Annotated in this window: 16 protein-coding genes and 1 pseudogene; 11 read left to right on the top strand and 6 right to left on the bottom strand. The window is 75.8% G+C overall.

The window, feature by feature from the left end; translation table 11 throughout:
- Positions 1-95 precede the first annotated feature (95 nt).
- From O2W53_RS06415 to O2W53_RS06405, 3 genes are read right to left on the bottom strand one after another with little or no spacing between them, the layout of a single operon-like run.
- Positions 96-3,866 (bottom strand): DNA polymerase III subunit alpha, encoded by a 3,771-nt coding sequence (locus O2W53_RS06415; protein ID WP_269162172.1) that lies wholly within the window; start codon positions 3,864-3,866, stop codon positions 96-98.
- The gene (locus O2W53_RS06410; RefSeq protein ID WP_269162171.1) at positions 3,863-4,396 is read right to left on the bottom strand and encodes an SAV_6107 family HEPN domain-containing protein; all 534 of its coding nucleotides are present in this window, start codon (positions 4,394-4,396) and stop codon (positions 3,863-3,865) included. Before O2W53_RS06410 ends, O2W53_RS06415 begins: the two co-directional genes overlap by 4 nt.
- Complete coding sequence (locus O2W53_RS06405; RefSeq protein WP_036336939.1) at positions 4,396-4,722, bottom strand: DUF6504 family protein; 327 nt, start codon at positions 4,720-4,722, stop codon at positions 4,396-4,398. Before O2W53_RS06405 ends, O2W53_RS06410 begins: the two co-directional genes overlap by 1 nt.
- Before the next feature lie 342 nt (positions 4,723-5,064).
- On the opposite strand from O2W53_RS06405, the gene O2W53_RS06400 reads away from it, so the two are divergent.
- From O2W53_RS06400 to O2W53_RS06370, 7 genes and pseudogenes are all read left to right on the top strand, one after another.
- Positions 5,065-5,589 carry a YbaK/EbsC family protein gene (locus O2W53_RS06400; protein ID WP_269162170.1) on the top strand — a complete coding sequence of 175 codons (525 nt, stop codon included), beginning with the start codon at positions 5,065-5,067 and terminating at the stop codon, positions 5,587-5,589.
- Positions 5,589-6,182 carry a GNAT family N-acetyltransferase gene (locus tag O2W53_RS06395; protein WP_269162169.1) on the top strand — a complete coding sequence of 198 codons (594 nt, stop codon included), beginning with the start codon at positions 5,589-5,591 and terminating at the stop codon, positions 6,180-6,182. Before O2W53_RS06400 ends, O2W53_RS06395 begins: the two co-directional genes overlap by 1 nt.
- Before the next feature lie 89 nt (positions 6,183-6,271).
- A complete protein-coding gene (locus O2W53_RS06390; protein WP_269162379.1) occupies positions 6,272-7,897 on the top strand; it encodes a phytoene desaturase family protein in 1,626 nt (541 codons plus the stop codon).
- A complete protein-coding gene (locus tag O2W53_RS06385) occupies positions 7,894-8,712 on the top strand; it encodes a carotenoid biosynthesis protein (protein ID WP_269162168.1) in 819 nt (272 codons plus the stop codon). The genes O2W53_RS06390 and O2W53_RS06385 overlap by 4 nt, the downstream gene beginning before the upstream one ends.
- Positions 8,709-9,875, top strand: coding sequence for a glycosyltransferase (locus O2W53_RS06380; protein ID WP_269162167.1), 1,167 nt, complete (start codon positions 8,709-8,711; stop codon positions 9,873-9,875). Before O2W53_RS06385 ends, O2W53_RS06380 begins: the two co-directional genes overlap by 4 nt.
- Positions 9,876-9,967: 92 nt before the next feature.
- Positions 9,968-10,543: pseudogene (locus tag O2W53_RS06375) on the top strand (peroxiredoxin family protein); the annotation flags it as partial.
- 31 nt (positions 10,544-10,574) lie between these two features.
- Positions 10,575-11,231, top strand: coding sequence for a flavin reductase family protein (locus O2W53_RS06370; RefSeq protein ID WP_269162166.1), 657 nt, complete (start codon positions 10,575-10,577; stop codon positions 11,229-11,231).
- 76 nt (positions 11,232-11,307) lie between these two features.
- On the opposite strand, the gene O2W53_RS06365 is transcribed toward O2W53_RS06370, so the two are convergent.
- Together O2W53_RS06365 and O2W53_RS06360 are read right to left on the bottom strand one after the other, a co-directional pair.
- Positions 11,308-12,285 carry a carbohydrate kinase family protein gene (locus tag O2W53_RS06365; protein ID WP_269162165.1) on the bottom strand — a complete coding sequence of 326 codons (978 nt, stop codon included), beginning with the start codon at positions 12,283-12,285 and terminating at the stop codon, positions 11,308-11,310.
- A gap of 136 nt (positions 12,286-12,421) precedes the next feature.
- Positions 12,422-13,099 carry a CDP-alcohol phosphatidyltransferase family protein gene (locus tag O2W53_RS06360; protein WP_269162164.1) on the bottom strand — a complete coding sequence of 226 codons (678 nt, stop codon included), beginning with the start codon at positions 13,097-13,099 and terminating at the stop codon, positions 12,422-12,424.
- A gap of 67 nt (positions 13,100-13,166) precedes the next feature.
- On the opposite strand from O2W53_RS06360, the gene O2W53_RS06355 reads away from it, so the two are divergent.
- The 3 genes from O2W53_RS06355 to O2W53_RS06345 all read left to right on the top strand — a co-directional run bounded on the left by O2W53_RS06355 (position 13,167) and on the right by O2W53_RS06345 (position 16,442).
- Entirely contained in the window at positions 13,167-13,979 is an 813-nt protein-coding gene (locus O2W53_RS06355; protein ID WP_269162163.1) for a lipase family alpha/beta hydrolase, read from the top strand.
- A 129-nt stretch (positions 13,980-14,108) separates the two neighbouring features.
- Positions 14,109-15,710: a methyl-accepting chemotaxis protein gene (locus O2W53_RS06350; RefSeq protein ID WP_269162162.1), complete on the top strand. Its 1,602-nt coding sequence runs from the start codon at positions 14,109-14,111 to the stop codon at positions 15,708-15,710.
- A 117-nt stretch (positions 15,711-15,827) separates the two neighbouring features.
- Positions 15,828-16,442 (top strand): hypothetical protein, encoded by a 615-nt coding sequence (locus tag O2W53_RS06345; protein ID WP_269162161.1) that lies wholly within the window; start codon positions 15,828-15,830, stop codon positions 16,440-16,442.
- Here O2W53_RS06345 and metF read toward each other — a convergent pair.
- Positions 16,435-17,337 carry a methylenetetrahydrofolate reductase [NAD(P)H] gene (gene metF / locus O2W53_RS06340; RefSeq protein WP_269162160.1) on the bottom strand — a complete coding sequence of 301 codons (903 nt, stop codon included), beginning with the start codon at positions 17,335-17,337 and terminating at the stop codon, positions 16,435-16,437. The genes O2W53_RS06345 and metF overlap by 8 nt on opposite strands.
- A 234-nt stretch (positions 17,338-17,571) precedes the next feature.
- Between metF and O2W53_RS06335 the strand changes: the two genes are divergently transcribed.
- Complete coding sequence (locus tag O2W53_RS06335; protein ID WP_269162159.1) at positions 17,572-18,702, top strand: polyprenyl synthetase family protein; 1,131 nt, start codon at positions 17,572-17,574, stop codon at positions 18,700-18,702.
- Positions 18,703-18,705 lie beyond the last annotated feature (3 nt).

The following is an 18,705-nucleotide window of genomic DNA, read 5'->3' as shown; positions in this document are numbered from 1 at the left end:
CCCGGCCGGGCAGCCGCCACGCGCCACGGCGAGGTCCATCGGACGAACAGCCCGGGACCACGGGTCGCACGCCGACGAGTCCGACCGCGGCCCGCTCAGTGGCCCGAGCTGCCGGGGCTGGAGTGCCAGAGCTTGCGCGGCGGTGCTGCGGCCGCGCGGCGGGCTGCGGTCGCGGCGTCCTCGCCGGCCGGCTTGATGTCGGCGTAGGGCGACATCCGGAACCCGGTCGGGTGCACCAGCACCGGCCGCACCACCACCGGCCGGGACGCCCGCGACGCCGCCGCCCCGGCGATCGCCTGCTCGGTGTACTCCCCCGGCGCGGCCATCAGCTCGGCGACCGCCTCCAGCCCGCCGGTCTCCCAGGCCTCGTGCAGCGCGGGCAGCTCCCAGGCCCCGGTGGCCCGCATCGAGACCCCGCGCGGCCCGGTGCGCCGCATCACCCCGCGGACCACCAGCAGCCAGGAGTGGAAGACCGTGGCGGCGTAGGGCCCCTGCACGTCCTCGAAGAAGGTCGCGTCCGCGCAGCCGGTGCCGTCGTCCAGGGTCACGAACACCACCCGGCGGCCGGACCGGATCGGCGGGGTCTGGGTGGCCACCTTCACCCCGGCCACCAGCACCTCCGCCCCACTACGGCACTGCAGCAGCTCCGCCGCGGGCACTGCACCGAGGGCAGCCAGGAACGGCCGGTAGAACTCGATGACGTGCCGGCTGGCGTCCAGCCCCAGCACCTCCAGCTCGGCCCGCACCCGCTCGGCGTCGGTGAACTCCGGCAGCCCGGAGGCGACGAACTCCGGCTGACCGCCGGCGTCCTCCGCGGGGGTCTCGACGTCGAACAGCCCGGGCTCGGTCTCGCCGGACGCCTCGGCGCCGAACAGGTCCAGCCCCAGCTGGCCGGTGCCGGCCGCCTTCGCGCCGCTGCGGCTCCAACGGTCCAGCTCCCCGATCTGCAGCAGCAGGTCGCGGCGGGTCAGCTGCTGGCGCCGCCGCGCCGGCCGGCCGCCCTCGCTGTCGCGCACCCCGAACCCGTAGACGGAGTCGAAGCCGCCGGCCAGCACCAGCCGCTCCACCACCGGCCGGGACACCCGGGCCCGGTTCCAGAAGTCGGTCAGCGACCGGTAGGGCTGCCCGGCCTGGATCCGGGCGACCTCCTCGGCGTCGATCCCCTTGACGTCGGCCAGCGACAGCCGGATGCCGTACCGCCCCGGGTCGGGCATCGCCGCCGGCATCCACGCCGGCCGGGGACGCAGCCGGTCACCGTCGTCCGCCCCGTCATCCGCTCCCCCGTCGACCCGCTCGACCCGGTAGGTGCCGGCCGAGGCGTTGACGTCCAGGCCGAGCACCTGCACCCCGAAGTTGCGGGCGTCGTCGAGGATCAGCCGCTTGGGGTACATCCCGGGGTCGTGGGTGAGCACCCCGGCCAGGAAGGCCGCGGTGTGGTGGGTCTTCAGCCAGGCCGACTGGTAGGTCGGCAACGCGAACGCCGCGGCGTGGGCCTTGCAGAAGCCGAAGGAGCCGAAGGCGACCAGCACCTCCCACACCTGCTCGACCACCGCGACGTCGAAGCCCTCCGCCAGTGCCCGCGGCGCGAACCAGGCCTTCACCTCCGGGTGGGCGTCCTTCTCCCCCAGCGCCCGGCGCACCTCGTCGGCCTCGGCCAGGTCGCAGCCGGTCATCACCGACACGATCTGCAGCACCTGCTCGTGGAAGACCACCACCCCGGCGGTCTGCTCCAGCGCCGGGACCAGCGCCGGGTGCAGGTAGACCGGGTCGCGCCAGCCGTTCCGGGCCATCAGGAACGGGGTGACCATGTCGCTCTTCACCGGCCCCGGACGGAACAGCGAGATGTCGACGATGAGGTCCTCGAACGTCTGCGGACCGAACTTGCCGACCAGCTCGCGCTGACCCGGTGACTCGATCTGGAACATGCCCAGGGTGCGGGTGCTGCGGATCAGCTCGAACGTCGTCGGGTCGTCGCGCGGGACGGCGTCGATCTCGACCTGCTGCCCGTCGACCCGGGCCACCTCGTCCATCGCGTGCGCGATCGCCGACTGCATCCGGATGCCGAGCAGGTCCAGCTTGAGCAGCCCCAGCTCCTCGACGTCGTCCTTGTCGAACTGGCTCATCGGGTAGCCCAGGTAGCTGCTCTCCACCGGCGTGCGGTCGAGCAGGGTGGCGTCGGAGAGCAGCACGCCGCACGGGTGCAGTGCGATGTGCCGGGGCAGCCCGTCGAGCCGGGCGACCAGGTCGAAGAGCAGGTCCAGATCGCCCGAGCCACCGCTCCGTCGCGACCCCAGCCGGCTGGCCCGCAGCTCCGGGAGGTCGCGCAGCGCCGCGTGCACCTGGTTGGCCCGGATGTGCGGGAACGCCTTGGCCACCGCGTCGATCTCCGCCGGCGGCAGCCCGAGAGCGGCGCCGACGTCACGGACCGCGTGCCGCACCCGGTAGGTGTCCATCATCGAGATGCAGCTGACCCGGGAGGCGCCGAAGCGCTCGATCACCGCGTCGTAGACCTCCATCCGGCGGGCGGACTCCACGTCGATGTCAATGTCGGGCAGCTGGTGCCGCAACGGGGAGAGGAACCGCTCCATCAGCAGCCCGTACCGGATCGGGTCGACGTCGGAGATGCCCAGCAGGTAGGTGACCAGGCTGCCGGCGCCCGAGCCGCGGGCCGCGGCCCGGACCCGCAGCTCCTTGATCAGGGTGACCACGTCGGCGACGGTGAGGAAGTAGGAGGGGTAGCCGAGGGAGTCGATGACCGCCAGCTCCTCCTCCAGCCGCTCGCGCACCACGGCCGACGGCGTCATCCCGCGCCGGCCGAACCCGGCCTCGCAGCGGGCCCGCAGCACCGCCGACGGGCCCATCCCGCGCTCGGCCGCGCTGGTGACCACGTCGAGCTCGGGGTAGCGCACGGTGCCGATGCCCAGGTCGGCCCGGACGTCGACCGCGCACTGCTCGGCGACCCGGGCGGTGGTCTCCAGCAGGTGCAGTGCCGCGTCCCGGTCGGGTCCGGCCAGCTCCTCGGCGAGCAGCGCCATCTCCTTGCCCGACTTCAAGTACCCCTCGGCGGTGCGCCGGTCGACGTGCCGCTCGCCCAGCGGCACCAGCCGGCGGGCGGCGTCCAGCACGTCGGCGGTCGGGGCGTCGAGGGCGTCGACGTGACGGACCGCGTTGGTCAGCACCGCTGGCACCCCGGCCTCGGCGGCCAGCCGCAGCATCGCCTGGGCGCGGGACCGGTCGCCCTGGCCGCGGTGGTGCACGATCTCGAGCACGAGCTGGCCGGGCCCGAACACCGATCGCCAGGTGGCCAGCCGGGCGTGCGCCAGGTCGGCCCGGCCGGCGGCCAGCGCCCGGCCGACCGAGGACCCCGGCCCCAGCACCGCCAGCAGCCCGGCCGAGTGCGCACCGGCCAGCGTCAGGGAGCTGACCGGCTCGCCGCGGGTGCCGCCGAGGTGGGTGGCGCTGGTCAGCCGGCACAGCGAGCGCCAGCCCGCGCCGTCGCGGGCGAGGAAGGTGACCCGGGGCAGCCGCGGGTCGACGCTGGCCCCGCCGCGTGCCGGGGCCCGGCGGCCGGCGGGGTGGGCGGCCCGGTGCCGGGCCGCGGCGGTGATCCGCCCGGGGGTCTGGTCACCCGGCTCGCCGCCGGCGACCGGGTCGACGGCGAGGTCGACGCCGAACAGCGGCCGGATGCCCGCCGACCGGCAGGCCAGCGCGAACTTGACCGCGCCGTACAGGCCGTCGCGGTCGGTCAGGGCCAGGGCCCCCATGCCGTGCTCGGCCGCGCGGGCGACCAGGTCGGCCGGGTGGTTGGCGCCGTGCCGCATCGAGTACCCCGACGCGACGTGCAGGTGGACGAAGGGGTCGCTCACGAGGCGGTGTCGGAGACGCGGTCGGAGCCGGAGCCGGGGTGGCCCGGGCCACGCCGGCGCGAGCCGGGGTCGACCGCCCGCAGGCGCGCGGGCGGCGGCGGTACCGGGCGGCTGATCGTGGTCTCGACGACGCCGAGGAACGTGCCGACGTCCCGGACGAGGTCGTCGGCCTCCCGTTCGGTGACCGCGTGCGAGAGCCCCGCCTCGGCGGCGGCGCGCTTGGCCGCCCCGGCGGCGAAGAACGCCGCCCACTCCCCCAGCTCGGGGGCGACCTGGCCGATCAGCACCCAGGCGCTGCGCGGCCGGCGACGCCCGGCCTCGGGCTGGGTGCGGGCGGCCAGCACGGCCGCCGCGGCGCGCAGGGCGGCCAGGTGTGCGGTCGCGTACCGCCAGGCCGCGTCGGGGCTGCTGGCGGCCTCGGCCAGCCCACGATGGGCCTGACCGAGCAGCTGGGCGGCGGCCGCGGGCAGCGGCGGGAGCAACGGGAGCTGCCCGTCGGCGGCGGCCGGGAGGGCCCGGGCGGCGCCCATCAGTCGTGCACCCGGACGAGCAGCCACTGGTTGCCCGTCGGCTCCCAGGACAGGTCGAAGACCCCGGCGAAGCTCATCCGGGACCGGCCTGCGCGGACCGCCTCGACCCGCCAGACCTGCCGGGTGGCGACCAGCTCGGCCGACGCCCCACCCCGGCCGGCGGCATCGGTCTGCCACCACGGCGCGGTCTCCACCCACGAGTCGAGCAGCTCCCCCACCACGTACCGGGTCTGCCCTCGCCAGAACTCGGCCGGCCCCGACGGCCCCTGCTCGACCTGCACCTCTTCACCGACCCGGCCACCGGCCCCGGCGAGCACTCGGCTCATGTCAGACTCCGCAACTCTCCGCCCCTCCCGACTGCCCCGCCCTCCGGCCCGGCGGGGAAGCGCACGTCGGGGAGGACGTGACGGCCCGGGCCGGCGAACGGGTCGCCGGTGTTCGAACAGGTGTTCGAACACCGATGAGTAGACCGGACCGGCCGGGGGCGGTCAAGCCGAACAGGCGTGTCGGCATCCGTGTCGTTACAGCGACTGCACCCAGGGCCGCAACACACCCTCGAGTCCGACTCGAGGGTCGCCGCGAGGCCCGGGCGACGGCGGCCTGCGGTCGGCGCCGACCGCAGGTCCCGGGTGGCGCGCGGCCCCGGGGCCGGTGGGAGGATCGCGGTCATGACCGCTGCGGAGACCCCGCACCACCCCCGGGTCGCCGAGGTCGAGCAGGTGCTGCGCGCCGCCGGCGTCGCCGGTGAGGTGCGAGTACTGCCCGACAGCGCCCGCACGGCCGCCGCCGCGGCCGCGCAGCTCGGCGTCGAGGTCGGCGCGATCGCCAGCAGCCTGGTGTTCGATGCCGGAGGCGTCCCGCTGCTCGTCCTCACCAGCGGCGCACACCGGGTCGACGAGGCGCTGGTCGCCGACCTGCTCGGCGTCCCGCGGATCACCCGGGCCACCCCCGAGTTCGTCCGCCGGCACACCGGTCAGGCCATCGGCGGGGTGGCCCCGGTCGGCCACCCGGAGCCGATCGGCACCCTCGTCGACGTGGAGCTCGCCCGGTACGCCCGGGTGTGGGCGGCCGCCGGGCACCCGCACACCGTCTTCCCCACCACTTACGACGAGCTGCTGCAGCTCACCGCCGGCACCCCCGCGGAGGTCGGCCCCGGGCCCTCCCCGGCCGCCGCCGACGAGGAGACCCCCTGATGACCGGCACCACCCCCGCCACCCGGATCACCGAGCTGCCCGCCGGCTGGATGCGCGAGCACCTGCACGAGGCGCTGGCGATCTACGGAGCGGCGATGGGCTACGGCGACTCCGTCGTCGCCGGGCGTTACGGCTACGCCGTCCAGCACACCGAGCGAGAGGGCTTCCGCGCGGTGGGCGCCTTCGTCGAGGCCCCCCGGGGCGACGGCACGGCCGGCGAGCAGCTGGTCGGCTTCGGCTACGGCTACGTCGTCGCCCCCGGCCAGTGGTGGCACGACCAGGTCCGCAACGCCCTGGACCGGCGGACGGCGAAGCAGTGGCTGCCCGGTGCGTTCGAGGTCTGCGAGCTGCACGTGCACCCCGACCGGCAGAGCCAGGGCCTGGGCCGGCAGCTGCTGCACGCGCTGCTGGCCGACCTCCCCCAGCCGGCCGCCCTGCTGAGCACCCCGGACACCGACACCAAGGCCTTCCGGCTGTACCACGCCGACGGGTTCGTCGACCTGGCCCGCGGCTACCACTTCCCCGGCGACGCCCGCCCCTTCGCCATCCTGGGCGCGCGCCTGCCGCTGGCCCCGCCGGCCGAGAAGAGCTGATCCCCGTCGCCAGCGCCCCCGACACCCGCAGCTCAGACACCCACACCTCCGGCACCCGCACTGCCGACACGACTGCCGACGTCGTCGTCATCGGCTCCGGGCACAACGGCCTGGTCGCCGCCTGCCACCTGGCCCGGGAAGGGCTGCGGGTGGAGGTGGTGGAGTCCGACGAGGTCCTCGGCGGCGCGGTCTCCACCGTGGAGCGCTGGCCCGGTGTCCGGGTCGACCGCGGGTCCAGCGCCCACGTGATCATCCGGCACAGCGGGGTGGTCGAGGAGCTGGAGCTCGACCGCTTCGGCCTGCGCTACGTCGACTGCGACCCCTGGGGCTTCGCCCCCGCACCGGTGCCCGGCGACCCCGGTCCCGACGGTCGGCCACTGGTCTTCTCCGTCGACCTCGACGCCACCTGCGCCTCCATCGCCGCCGCCTGCGGGGACGCCGACGCCGCGGCCTACCGCCGGTTCGTCGAGGTGTGGGGCCCGCGCAGCGCCGCCGTCGTCAAGGCGTTCGGCGACCGGCCGGCGATGACCCGGCTGGTCCGACACCTGTGGCCGGTCGGCGCCCCGCGGCGGGGCCAGCCCCGGACCCCGGGCGGGGAGATCGCCACCGACTTCCTCGGCTCCGGCGATGCCCTGCTCGACCGCTGGTTCACCAGCGAACGGCTCAAGGCGGCGCTGGCATGGTTCGGCGCCCAGTCCGGCCCGCCCATGTCCGAGCCCGGCACGGCGGCGATGGTCGGCTGGGTGGCGCTGCTGCACGACGTCCCGCCCGGTCACCCGGTCGGCGGGTCGGGCGGGCTCACCCAGGCGCTGGCGGCGCGGCTGGCCAGTGACGGCGGCCGGGTCACCCTCGGGGACGGCGCGGCCCGGCTGCTCGTCGACGGGCCGCCCGACGACCGGCGGGTCACCGGCGTGCAGACGGTCTCCGGACGGCGGATCACCGCACCGGTGGTCGTCGCCGCCTGCCACGTGCTGGCGACCAAGGCGCTGGCCGGCGACGACGCTCCGCCCGCGCTGGCCGAGGCCGACCCGCCGCTGGGCAACGGCTTCGGTCTGGTGCTGCGCGCGCAGACCGACGCCCTGCCGAACTACCCGGGCGCAGGTGAGGAGGCGCTGCAGGGGCTGCAGCTGCTCTGCACCGACCGGGCCCAGCTGGCCCGGGCGCACGGCGACTGGCTGGCCGGGGAGCTGCCCCGGGAGCCGGTGCCGCTGGCCATGTCGTTCTCCGCGAGCGACCCGACCCTGGCCCCGGCCGGCCAGCACGTGGTCACAATCTGGGGCCAGTGGTACCCGTACGAGCTCGCCGACGGATCGGACTGGGACGAGATCGCCGACCGGGCCGCCCAGCAGCTGATCGCCGCGGTCGACCGCTACGCACCCGGCTTCGCCGACTCGGTACAGCGGCTGTACGTCCAGACCCCGTTGAAGCTGGAGCAGGAACTGTCCCTCCTCCGTGGCAACGTCATGCACGTGGAGATGAGCCTGGCCAGCATGTTCGGTTTCCGGCCGACACCGGCGCTGTCCGGCCACCGGGTGCCGGGGCTGGGCGGGCTGTACCTCACCGGCGCCTCCACGCACCCCGGCGGTGGGGTCTCGGGCAACTCCGGGCGCACCGCCGCCCGGGTGGTGCTCGCCGACCGCCGGCCGGCGGCCCGGCTGCGTGCCCGGCTGCGGGCGGAGGTCACCCGCCGGCTGCCCCGGAGGACGGCAGGGTGACCGGTGCGCTCACCACGCGCCGGCCGGGCACCGACCCGGCCCCGCTCCCCTGGCTGCCCCTCGCGCTCACCGTCGCGCTGCTGAGCACCGCGATCGCCTACCCGCTCAGCAGCGGGGCCGCCCGCGACACGGTCAGCTGGGCGATCGTCCTGCTGGGGTCGGCGGTCTCGGTCAGCCACGCCACGGTCAGCCGCGGCGCCCGCACCGGTGCCGCGCTGCTCGTCCTCGTCGGCGTCGTCGCCGTGCTGTTCGAGGCCCTCGGGCTGAGCACCGGCTTCCCCTACGGCGAGTACCTCTACAGCGACACGCTGGGGCCGACCCTGCTCGGGGTGCCCTTCCTGGTGCCGCTGGCCTGGCTGATGATGGCGTGGCCGAGCTGGGTGCTCGCCGCCCGGCTGACCTCGCGGGTGCGCCCCACCCGACGCCGGGCCGCCCGGGTGGCGGTGGCGGCCTACGTCTTCGCCGCCTGGGACGTCGTGCTCGACCCGCAGCTGGTGCAGGCCGGCTACTGGCGCTGGGCGCACCCCGAACCGGGCCTGCCGGGCATCCCCACCGTGCCGCTCACCAACCTCGCCGGCTGGCTGCTGGCCGGGCTGGTGCTGATGACCCTGCTCGACGTGCTCGTCGAGCGCACCAGCCGGCTCCCACGGATCGGGGACACCGCGCCGCTGCTGACGGTGGGCTGGATGGTGCTGGGCGGTGCGCTGGCGCACGCCGTCTGGCTCGACCTCCCGGGGTCCGCGGTCTGGGGCGTGGTCCTGGCGCTGCCGGTCCTCGCCGTCCTCGCCGCCCAGGCGCGGCGGAGCCGTCGGTGACTGCGGCCTGGCGCCGGCTCCTGCAGGTGTGCGCCGGGGTCTCGGTGGTCGCCGCGCTCCACGCGGCGCTGAACAGCCGGCTCCTCCGCCGGCCGCCGGCCGTGCCTGGACCGGTCCCCCGCCGGGTGACCGTGGTGGTCCCGGCCCGGGACGAGGCCGACCAGATCGAGGGCTGCCTGGCCGCCGTGCTCGACCAGCGTGGGGTGCCCGACCTGCGGGTCGTGGTCGTCGACGACGGCTCCACCGACGGCACCGCCGAGCGGGTGGCGGGGGTGCCCGACGCCCGGGTCACGGTGCTGCCCGCGACGCCGCCCGGGCCCGGCTGGCTCGGCAAGCCGAACGCCTGCGCCCAGGGCGCTGACGCCCTCGACCGGGCCGCCCCCGACGACGTGCTGGTGTTCCTGGACGCCGACGTCCGGCTGATGCCCGACGCGATCGCCTCGGCGGTCGCCGTGCTCGACGAGTCCGCACTCGACCTGGTCTCCCCTTGGCCGCGGCAGCTCACCGGCAGCGCGGCCGAGCGCCTGGTCCAGCCGCTGCAGCAGTGGCTGTGGGCCACCCTGCTGCCGCTGCGGCTGGCCGAGCGGTCACCGCGGCCGTCGCTGGCGGCGGCCAACGGCCAGTTCCTGGTGGTCCGCCGGGCCGCCTACGACCGGGCCGGCGGGCACGCGGCCGTGCGCGGTGAGGTGATCGAGGACGTCGCGCTGCTGCGTGCGGTCAAGGCCGCCGGGGGCCGTGGCGTCGTCGTCGACGGTTCGACGCTGGCCGCCTGCCGGATGTACGACGGCTGGACCGGTGTCCGGGACGGCTACACGAAGTCGCTGTGGTCGGCGGTGGGCGGTCACCCGGCGGCGGCCGCCGGGGTGGCGGCCGGGCTCAGCGCCGTCTGGCTGCTGCCGCCGCTGGCCGCCCTGACCGGCTCCCGCGCCGGGCTGGTCGGCTACGCCGCAGGAGTGGCGAACCGGGCCGTGGTCGCGACGCGCACCGGTGGCCGGGTCTGGCCGGACGCCCTGGCCCACCCGGTGTCGATCGTCCTGCTCGACGTGCTGGTCGCCCGCTCGGTGGCCGGTCACCGGAAGGGCTCGCTCCGGTGGCGCGGGCGCACCCTGCCCTCGGCCGCGGTCGACCGGCGGCCCACCTCCCGCGCACCTAGCGTGGGGTGATGACCACCAGCGACCTCCTCGCCCTGCGCACCGACGAGCGCGCCGCGCTCCTCCTCGTCGGCTTGCGCGGCGACTGGTAGCCCTACTGCTGCGCCCAGGCGGTCCGTCTGGCCCAGTCCCTGCCCCGCATCTCCGCAGCCGGCGCCGAGGTGGTGCTCGCCTCGGTCGACCCGCCCGAGGTCCAGCTCGCCATGGACCACACCTGGCACCTGCCCTTCCGGTGGGCCAGCGACCCCGACGGCACCCGGCTCGCCCAGCCGCTGGACGCCTGGGACACCGAGGCGTCGATCTTCCGGCCGATCGTCCTCGCCGTGGCCCCGGACGGCCGAGAGGTGTTCCGGGAGCTGTCCCGGGACTTCACCGACCGCACCGACGACGAGCCGGTGCTCACCGCGATCGAGGCCCTCGGGCTCCCCGCACTCCCCGAGCCCACCCCCTGGGCGCCGGAGGGCGTGGTCCCCCAGGCCTCGAAGCGTGCGTTCAAGCCCAGCTCCTTCATCCCCTACTTCCGCGCCATCCGGTTCAACACCATGGCGCTGAGCCAGCGGATGGTCGACGACCGGGACCGCGACCTGCTGGTCACCGAGCAGCGGATGGCCGAGTCCTTCCTCAGCACCTTCGACGCGTGGCGCGCCGAGCACCCGCCGGACGGTCAGGCCCGGGGCTGAGCCCGGCGACCGGGTCGGCGACGATGGGCCGGTGACCGAGCAGAGCAGTCCACCGCGCGTCTCCTTCGACCCGGCGGAGATGGAGACGGGCGCCTTCTACCGGGTGCTGAACTCGGTGGTGGTGCCCCGGCCGATCGCCTGGGTGTGCAGCCGCTCGGCCGAGGGCGTGCACAACCTCGCGCCGCACTCCTTCTACACGGTGGCCTGCGTCGACCCGCCGGTCGTCCAGTTCACCTCGGTGGGCCGCAAGGACTCGCTGCGCAACGTGGAGGACAGCGGCGAGTTCACCATCAGCCTCACCCCGGAGGCGCTGTTCGAGCAGGTCAACGCCACCGCGACCGACTTCCCGCCGGACCAGAACGAGGCCGAGCACACCGGGGTCACCCTGGAGCCCAGCGACCGGGTCGCGACGATGCGGGTCGCCCAGTCGCCGGTGACCCTGGAGTGCGTGCTGCACGCGACGCTGCGGCTGGGCGACAGCACGGTGGTGTTCGGCCGGGTCGTGCACGTCTCGGCGTGGGAGAGCGCCGTCCGCGACGGCCGACCACGGATCGAGGAGCTCCAGCCGCTGGCCCGGCTCGGCGGCAACGAGTGGTCGACGATCGGCGAGGTGAAGGAGATCCGCCGGATCCCCTACCGCAGCTGGACCGAGGACCCGGCCATCGGCGACCGCCTCCGCGGAGGGTGACGTCCGCCCAGGACGGTGGCCCCGCTGCAGGGTCCCAGCGCGAGCTCGCGAGTGCGGGGGGCAGCGGGGCCCTTCGTCAGCGCGGCAGGTGCGGGGCGACCTCGTCGGCGGCGTCGGCGCCGAAGGCCTCGGCGAACCGCTCCAGGAACGGCGCGCGCGGCAGCGTGTACTCCTGCGTGCCGATCACCTCGACCGCGGCGGTGGCGACCGCGGACCCGACCTGCGTGGCGCGCTCGATGCCGAGCCCCCACTGGCGGGCCGCCACGAAGCCGGCGCGCAGCGCGTCCCCACCGCCGGTCGGCTCCACCGGCTTGGTCTCCGGGACGGCGATCACCTCGATCGTCGGCTCGCCGGCCCGCTCGACCCGCACCCCCTTGGCGGCCTGGGTGGTGACCCAGGTGCCCACCCGGGCGAGCACCTCGGCGTCGTCCCAGCCGGTCTTCTGCAGCAGCAGGGCGTGCTCGTACTCGTTGGTGAACAACAGGTCGGCGCCGTCGACGAGCCCGCGGATCATCTCCCCGTCGGCCCAGGCCAGCTGCTGCGAGGGGTCGGCGAGGAACGGGTAGCCCCGCTGCCGGCACTCCTGCGTGTGCTGCACCATCGCCGTCGGGTCGTTCGGCCCGATGATGACCAGGTCCAGGTCACCGACGCGCTTCGCCACCGGGGCCAGCTCGATCAGCGAGGCCTCGGACATCGCGCCGGAGTAGAAGGACGCGATCTGGTTGTTCGCCGCGTCGGTGGTGCAGACGAAGCGGGCCGTGTGCTTCAGCTCCGACCAGCGCACGCTGCCGGTGTCCACGCCGTGCCGGCTCAGCCAGGCGTCGTAGTCGGCGAAGTCGTTGCCCACCGCGCCGACCAGCACCGGCCCCTGTCCCAGCAGCCCGAGCCCGTAGGCCATGTTCGCGCCGGCGCCACCGCGGTGCTGCACCAGGTCGTCGACCAGGAAGGAGAGGGAGACGTTCTCCATCTTCCCCTCGACGAACTGGTCGGTGAACTTGCCGGGGAAGGTCATCAGGTGGTCGGTGGCGATCGAACCGGTCACGACGACGGGCATGAGGGCGACTCTCTCCGGAGGATGCGGCCGTCATCGGCCAGCGGACCCCGACCGGGAACGGTCACCGGGGCGGGGACAAGCGTAGGAGCCGCGACACGTCCCCGCCCGCGGTGGCCCCCGTGGGGGTGAGCCGCCGTCAGTCGCCGAGCGCCCGGCGCAGCTGGACGCCGAGCTGCGCCGTCCCGACCGCCCCCAGCAGGCAGCCCACCGCCGCCGCGCAGGTCACGGCCAGGACGACGGCGTCGACACCGCCCAGCTCCACGTCGAGCAGCGAGACGACCCCGGCACCGACCAGCCCGAGCGCCGCCATGACCACCCGGGTGGGCCGCTCCCACACCGACACGGCCCCGGTCTCGTGCACGCCGGCCTGCCCGGCGCGGGCCCGCAGGTAGTCCGGCAGCCAGCACAACGCACCGAAGGCCGCGGCCAGCCAGCCCGGGGCGCCGGCGACCCAGAAGGCGACCGCGTAGCCGACCTCGGTCAGCCGGTCGACGGCGGAGTCCAGCACGAACCCGCGCCGGGAGGCGCGCCCGCCGGCGATGGCCAGGGCGCCGTCCAGGGAGTCCAGCAGCCCGGAGAGCCCGATGAGCACCCCGGCCACGATCAGCCAGGCCCCGCCGGCGGCGGCCGGGGCGATCGCGGCAGCGGCGACCAGCAGGCCCAGCGCGGTGGCCACCAGCGGGGAGAGCCGGACCAGCGGCACTGCCAGGGCGTAGGCCAGCGACAGCCAGCCGCGCACCAGCCGGCTGTCGGCCGGGGCGGTGCCCCCGTGCCACCGCGACCAGGCCTCCAGGTACTCGTCGCGGCTCAGCACGATGTGCAGTCCACCACGATGCGCCGCAGCCGGTGGCGCCGTCGGCCTGAGCAGGGACAGTGGGCTGGTGCTCGCCGGCCTCTCCCCCGCCCGCCGCCGCCTCGCCCTCGTGCTGCTGGCCCTGGTCGCGGTCGTGACCGTCGCGGCCGTCGCCGTCCTCCGGCTGACCGGCCCGGACGACGCAGCCCGGCCGGCCGCCGTCGACGAGCTGACCCCGGGCCCGGTCCTGCTGGTGCCCGGCTACGGCGGCTCGGTCAGCTCCCTGCAGCCCCTCGCCGACCGGCTCGCCGCCAGCGGGCGGGACGCCACCGTCGTCCCGGTGCCGGACGACGGCACCGGCGACCTGGCCGCCTCCGCAGCGGTCCTGGGCACCGCGGTCGACGAGGCGCTCGCGCGCACCGGCGCCGAGAGCGTGGACGTCGTCGGCTACTCCGCCGGCGGGGTGGTCGCCCGGCTGTGGGCGGCGGACGGCGGCGCCGACCAGGCCCGGCGGGTGCTCACCCTGGGTTCCCCGCACCACGGCACCACCGTCGCCGACCTGGCCGCGCGCTTCCTGGCGGCGGAGTGTCCGGACGCCTGCCAGCAGATGACCACCGGCAGCCCGCTGCTCGCCGAGCTGAACGCCGGGGACGAGACGCCTGCCGGGCCGACCTGGGTGTCGGTGTGGACGACCCTCGACGGGACCGTCACGCCGCCGGAGTCGGCCGAGCTGGACGGGGCGCTGAACCTGCCCGTGCAGTCGGTCTGCGCCGACGCCGAGGTGTCGCACGGCCAGCTGCCCTCCGACGCGCTGGTGCAGGCGATCGTGCTCGCCCAGCTGGCCGCCGGCCCGCCGGTGGAGCTGGACCCGGCCGACTGCGACCGGCTCCGCACCGGATGATGGTTGCGCGGCGCACCCACATCGGGTGAGGCGCAACCGGATTGGGCATCACGTTTCGTGCCGGGGTCATTACCCAGAGCGAGGCGCCAGGACGGCGCCGCCCTCGACCCGCAGCCACGGAGGCTCCACGTGCCCGCCACCTCCACCCCGTCCCGCCCCCGCTGGGGCATCACCACCAAGATCGTCGCGGCGGTCGGGACCGCGGTGCTCGTCGCCGTGCTCGTCGGCCTCCTGGGCCTGCGCAGCCTCGGCGACACCGCGGACGCGACCACGTCCATGTACGAGCAGGAGCTGGTGGGCACCGCGCAGGTCGAGGAGATGCGCTCGGCGTTCTTCGCCGTCCGGCTCGCCGGGACCAACTACGCGGTGGCCACCACCGCGGCCGACCGCGCCCGGTACCTGCAGGCCCGGCAGGATGCGTACGACGCGCTCGACGGCGCAGCCGACCGGTACCTCGACACCCACCCGTCGGCCGAGGGCAGCGCCCTGGTCCAGCGCGTGCGGGCCGGGATCAGTGACTACCAGCAGGCGATGGTCGGCCTCGACGCGCTGGCCGACCGGGGCGACCTCCCCGGCTGGTCCGCGGCTCGCGAGTCGACGGTCACCCCGATCGCCACGGAGGTCATCGGCGAGCTCGGCCAGCTCGCCGAACAGCGCGCCACGAACGCCGCCGCGACCGCCGCCTCCGCGGCCGACGAGTACGAGCACACCCGGACGGTCCTGGCGGTCGTCGTCGTCCTCGGCTCGCTGGCCGCGCTCACCGCCGGTGTCCTCGTCGCCCGGGCGATCACCCGCGGCCTGCGCCGGGTGCAGGCCACCGCCCAGGCCCTGGCAGCTGGTGACCTGACCCGCACGGCCGACGTCTCCTCCCGCGACGAGGTGGGCCAGACCGCCGCCGCCCTGGACGGCGCCCTGGCCGAGCTGCGGACCGTGATGGGGTCGGTGGTGGGGTCGGCCGACGCGGTCGCCGCCTCCTCGGAGGAGCTCAGCGCCTCGGCAGCCCAGATCTCCGCCGCCGCCGAGGAGACGGCCGCCCAGTCCGGGGTCGTCTCCACCTCGGCCGGCGAGGTGTCCCGCAACGTCGAGACCGTCGCGGCCGGCGCCGAGCAGATGGGCGCCTCCATCCGGGAGATCAGCTCCAACGCCGCCGAGGCCGCGCGGGTCGCCGCGAGCGCCGTGGCCGAGGCCCGGGCGACCACCGGGACGATCGAGGCGCTGGGCACCTCGAGCCGGGAGATCGGCGCGGTGGTCAAGACCATCACCTCGATCGCCGAGCAGACCAACCTGCTGGCCCTCAACGCCACGATCGAGGCCGCCCGGGCCGGCGAGGCCGGCCGGGGCTTCGCCGTCGTGGCCACCGAGGTGAAGGAGCTCGCCCAGGAGACCGCCCGCGCCACGGAGGACATCGCCCGGCGCGTGGAGGCGATCCAGGGCGACACCGCGGGAGCAGTGGCAGCGATCGGCCGGATCAGCGCGGTGATCACCTCGATCAACGACTTCCAGCTGACCATCGCCAGTGCGGTGGAGGAGCAGACCGCGACGACGAGCGAGATGTCCCGGTCGGTCCAGGAGGCCGCCGGCGGGACCACGGAGATCGCCGGCAACATCAGCGGCGTCTCGGCGGCCGCCCAGTCGACGACCGAGGCACTCGGCCAGACCCGGGCCGCGGTCGACGAGCTGGCCCGGATGGCCGCCGGCCTGCGCGCCGGCGTCAGCCGCTTCACCTTCTGATCGGGGCCCGCGACGATCCGGGGAGGTACGGGCGGCGGCCTCCCCACCCCGGGTCGGGGGCACGCCTGGACACCGCCCGACCGGCTCGGCGATCGGCGGCCCCCTAGGGTCGCTGGCATGGCCGCCCCGATCAGCGACGCCGTCGTCGTCGACGTGCTCCGCCGCGTCGACCGTGGGCTCAGCCCCCTGGCCCGGCGACTGGGGCGGCCTCCGCAGCTGCCGCCGGCCGAGCGGGCCGCCTGGTGGGCTGAACAGGTCAGCCGGGTGGCCGCCGGCGTCTCGGCCGCGCCGCGCTTCGCCGGCAAGCTGGCCGACCTGCTGCCGCTGCAGAACACCGTCGGCTCCGCCGTCCAGGCCCTCGTCGTCCTCGGGGTGGCCGGCGAGCACGGCGTAGCAGAGCCGGCCGCCCGGGTGTCGCTGCTGGCCCGGGTGCTGCTGGACCGGGACCTGCCCGCCGACCGGGTCCAGCCGCTGCTGGACCGGACCCGTGGGCTCTACGTCGACGAGGCGCTGGGCGAGGACCGGTCCGGGGCGCGGGGCGCGGCCCGCAGCCTGTGGCGGGCCGCCCGGCTGCTCAGCCGGATCGACGACGCCCTGGACGCCCGACCGAAGGGGAAGCTGCGGCACCGGGCGCTGGCCCAGTTCCCGGTCGTCGGGGTCGCCGGTGGCTACGCCGCCGAGCGGGAGGGACTGCGGCGGGCCGCGCTGGAGGCCGAGGAGCTGCTCAGCTGACCAGGTCCGCGCCGGCCAGGTTGGTGTAGACCTCACGCGTCGCCGTGGACCGGTTCATGGTGATGAAGTGGATGCCGGGGACGCCCTCGTCCAGCAGCTGCCGGCACATCTGGGTGGCCACCTCGACGCCGAGCGCCCGCACCGCGCGCTTGTCCTCGGGGCGGTCGCCGTCCAGGGCGGCGAACCGCTCGGCCAGCTCGACCGGGAACGCCTGCCCGGACAGCTGCACGATCCGGCTGATCTGCCGGGCGTTGGTCACCGGCATCACCCCGGCGATGACCGGCACGTCGCAGCCGCGGGCCGTGACCCGGTCCCGCAGCCGCAGGTAGTCCTCGACCCGGAAGAACATCTGGGTGATCGCGAAGTCGGCACCGACCCGGCACTTGGCGACGAACATGTCGGTGTCGGAGTCGAAGTCCGCCGAGCGCGGGTGCCGCTCGGGGAAGGCGGCCACGCCGACGGAGAAGTCACCGATGCCCTTGATCAGCTCGACCAGCTCCGCGGCGTAGCGCAGGCCCTGCGGGTGGGACACCCACTCCGCCTGCGGGTCGGCGCCCGGCGGGTCCCCGCGCAGCGCAAGGAGGTTCCGCACCCCCGCTGCCGCGAGCCGGCTCACCATGTGCCGGAGCTCGGTGACGCTGTGGTCGACCGCGGTCAGGTGGGCCATCGGCAGCATCGTGGTGTCGGTGGCGATGCGCTCGGTCACCGACACGGTGCCCTCGCGGGTCGACCCGCCGGCGCCATAGGTGACCGAGACGAACGAGGGCCGCAGCTGCTCCAGCTGGCGCAGCGCCGTCCACAGCTGCGTCTCGGCCGCGGCGTCGCGCGGGGGGAAGAACTCGAAGGACCAGGTGGGCCGCTCGGTCTGGAGCAGCTCGCGCACGGTGCCGGTCATGACTGGCGAGCCTACGGGCGGGCGGCTCCCGGGCCGTGCAGCGACCGCCACAAGCCCTCCGGCCGCGGTGCATCCACCCGCGGGGTCGCGGACGAAGGAAAACGGACGGCCGGCGGACGGCCCGCGAGACGGCGGACCGGCGCGGCCGGTGGAGAAGGAGGCCCCATGGAGACCACGGCCGCACCAGCCAGGGTGAACGGGCAGCGTCCGATCACCGCGGGCGATACTTGCCCGGTGACCGCCGGGACGCAGCACCGCCAGCCACCCGCCCGGGTCCCGGCTCCGCCGGGAGCCGCGGACGTCGAGCGGGTCCGGGCGGCCGTCGCCGCCGCGCTGGCCGGGTTCCTGGCCGAGCAGCGGCAGACGCTGGCCGCGATGGACGACTCCCTGGTCCCGGTCGTCGACGAGGTCTGTGCCCTCGCCGAGGGCGGGAAGCGGCTGCGGCCGCTGTTCGCCTACTGGGGCTGGCGCGGGGCCGCGGCCGGCGCGGCCGGTGTCGCCGAGGCCGACGCCGACGTGCTGCGCGCCGTCGCCGCCCTGGAGTTCGTGCACGCCAGCGCGCTCGTCCACGACGACGTGATGGACGGCGCGCTGACCCGCCGCAACCGCCCGGCGACCCACATCGGCTTCGCGACCCGGCACGGCGACGCGGGCCTGCACGGCGACGCCGCCGGTTTCGGCGTCGGCGCCGCGATCCTCGTCGGCGACCTGGCGCTGGTCTGGTCCGACGAGCTGCTCCGCCGGTCGGGCATCTCCGCGCCCTCCCTGGCCCGCGCCCGCGGGGTCTGGGACACCATGCGCACCGAGGTGACCGCCGGGCAGTACCTGGACCTGCTGCGCGCCGACGGTGGGCTGCCCGGTCCCGGTGGCGCACTGACCGTGGCCCGGTACAAGAGCGCCGGCTACACCGTGCAGCGGCCACTGCAGCTCGGTGCCGCGATCGCCGGCGCTGGCCCCGACGTCGGCGACGCCTACACCGCGATCGGCCTGCCGCTCGGCGAGGCGTTCCAGCTCCGCGACGACGTGCTGGGCGTCTTCGGTGATCCGGCCGTCACCGGCAAGTCCGTGGACGACGACCTCCGCGAGGGCAAGCAGACGCTGCTCATCGCGCTGGCCGAGGAGCGGGCCGACGAGGCCGGCCGCCGGCTGCTGACCGATGCCCTCGGCCACCCGGACGCCGGCCCGGAGCAGTTCGCCGCGCTGCGCACCCTGCTCGAGGACACCGGCGCCCGCGCCCGGGTGGAGGACCGGATCGCCGACCGCACCGCGGTGGCCCGGGCGGCCATCGCCGCGGCGCCGATCAGCGACGAGGCCCGCGCCGCGCTCGACGCGCTCGCCGTCGCCGCCACCACCCGCACCGCGTGACCG

The sequence above is a fragment of the Modestobacter sp. VKM Ac-2978 genome, assembly GCF_026968025.1.
Lineage (GTDB): Bacteria > Actinomycetota > Actinomycetes > Mycobacteriales > Geodermatophilaceae > Modestobacter.
Note: the sequence above shows the minus strand (reverse complement) of the source record. Positions and strands in the feature narration are given on the sequence as shown.

Excerpts from the sequence above, each read along its gene's own strand:
- O2W53_RS06410 (WP_269162171.1), bottom strand. The coding sequence starts at position 4,396 with ATGGGCGCCGCCCGGGCCCTCCCGGCCGCCGCCGACGGGCAGCTCCCG.
- O2W53_RS06405 (WP_036336939.1), bottom strand. The coding sequence starts at position 4,722 with ATGAGCCGAGTGCTCGCCGGGGCCGGTGGCCGGGTCGGTGAAGAGGTG.
- O2W53_RS06400 (WP_269162170.1), top strand. The coding sequence starts at position 5,065 with ATGACCGCTGCGGAGACCCCGCACCACCCCCGGGTCGCCGAGGTCGAG.
- O2W53_RS06395 (WP_269162169.1), top strand. The coding sequence starts at position 5,589 with ATGACCGGCACCACCCCCGCCACCCGGATCACCGAGCTGCCCGCCGGC.
- O2W53_RS06365 (WP_269162165.1), bottom strand. The coding sequence starts at position 12,285 with ATGCCCGTCGTCGTGACCGGTTCGATCGCCACCGACCACCTGATGACC.
- O2W53_RS06345 (WP_269162161.1), top strand. The coding sequence starts at position 15,828 with ATGGCCGCCCCGATCAGCGACGCCGTCGTCGTCGACGTGCTCCGCCGC.
- metF (WP_269162160.1), bottom strand. The coding sequence starts at position 17,337 with ATGACCGGCACCGTGCGCGAGCTGCTCCAGACCGAGCGGCCCACCTGG.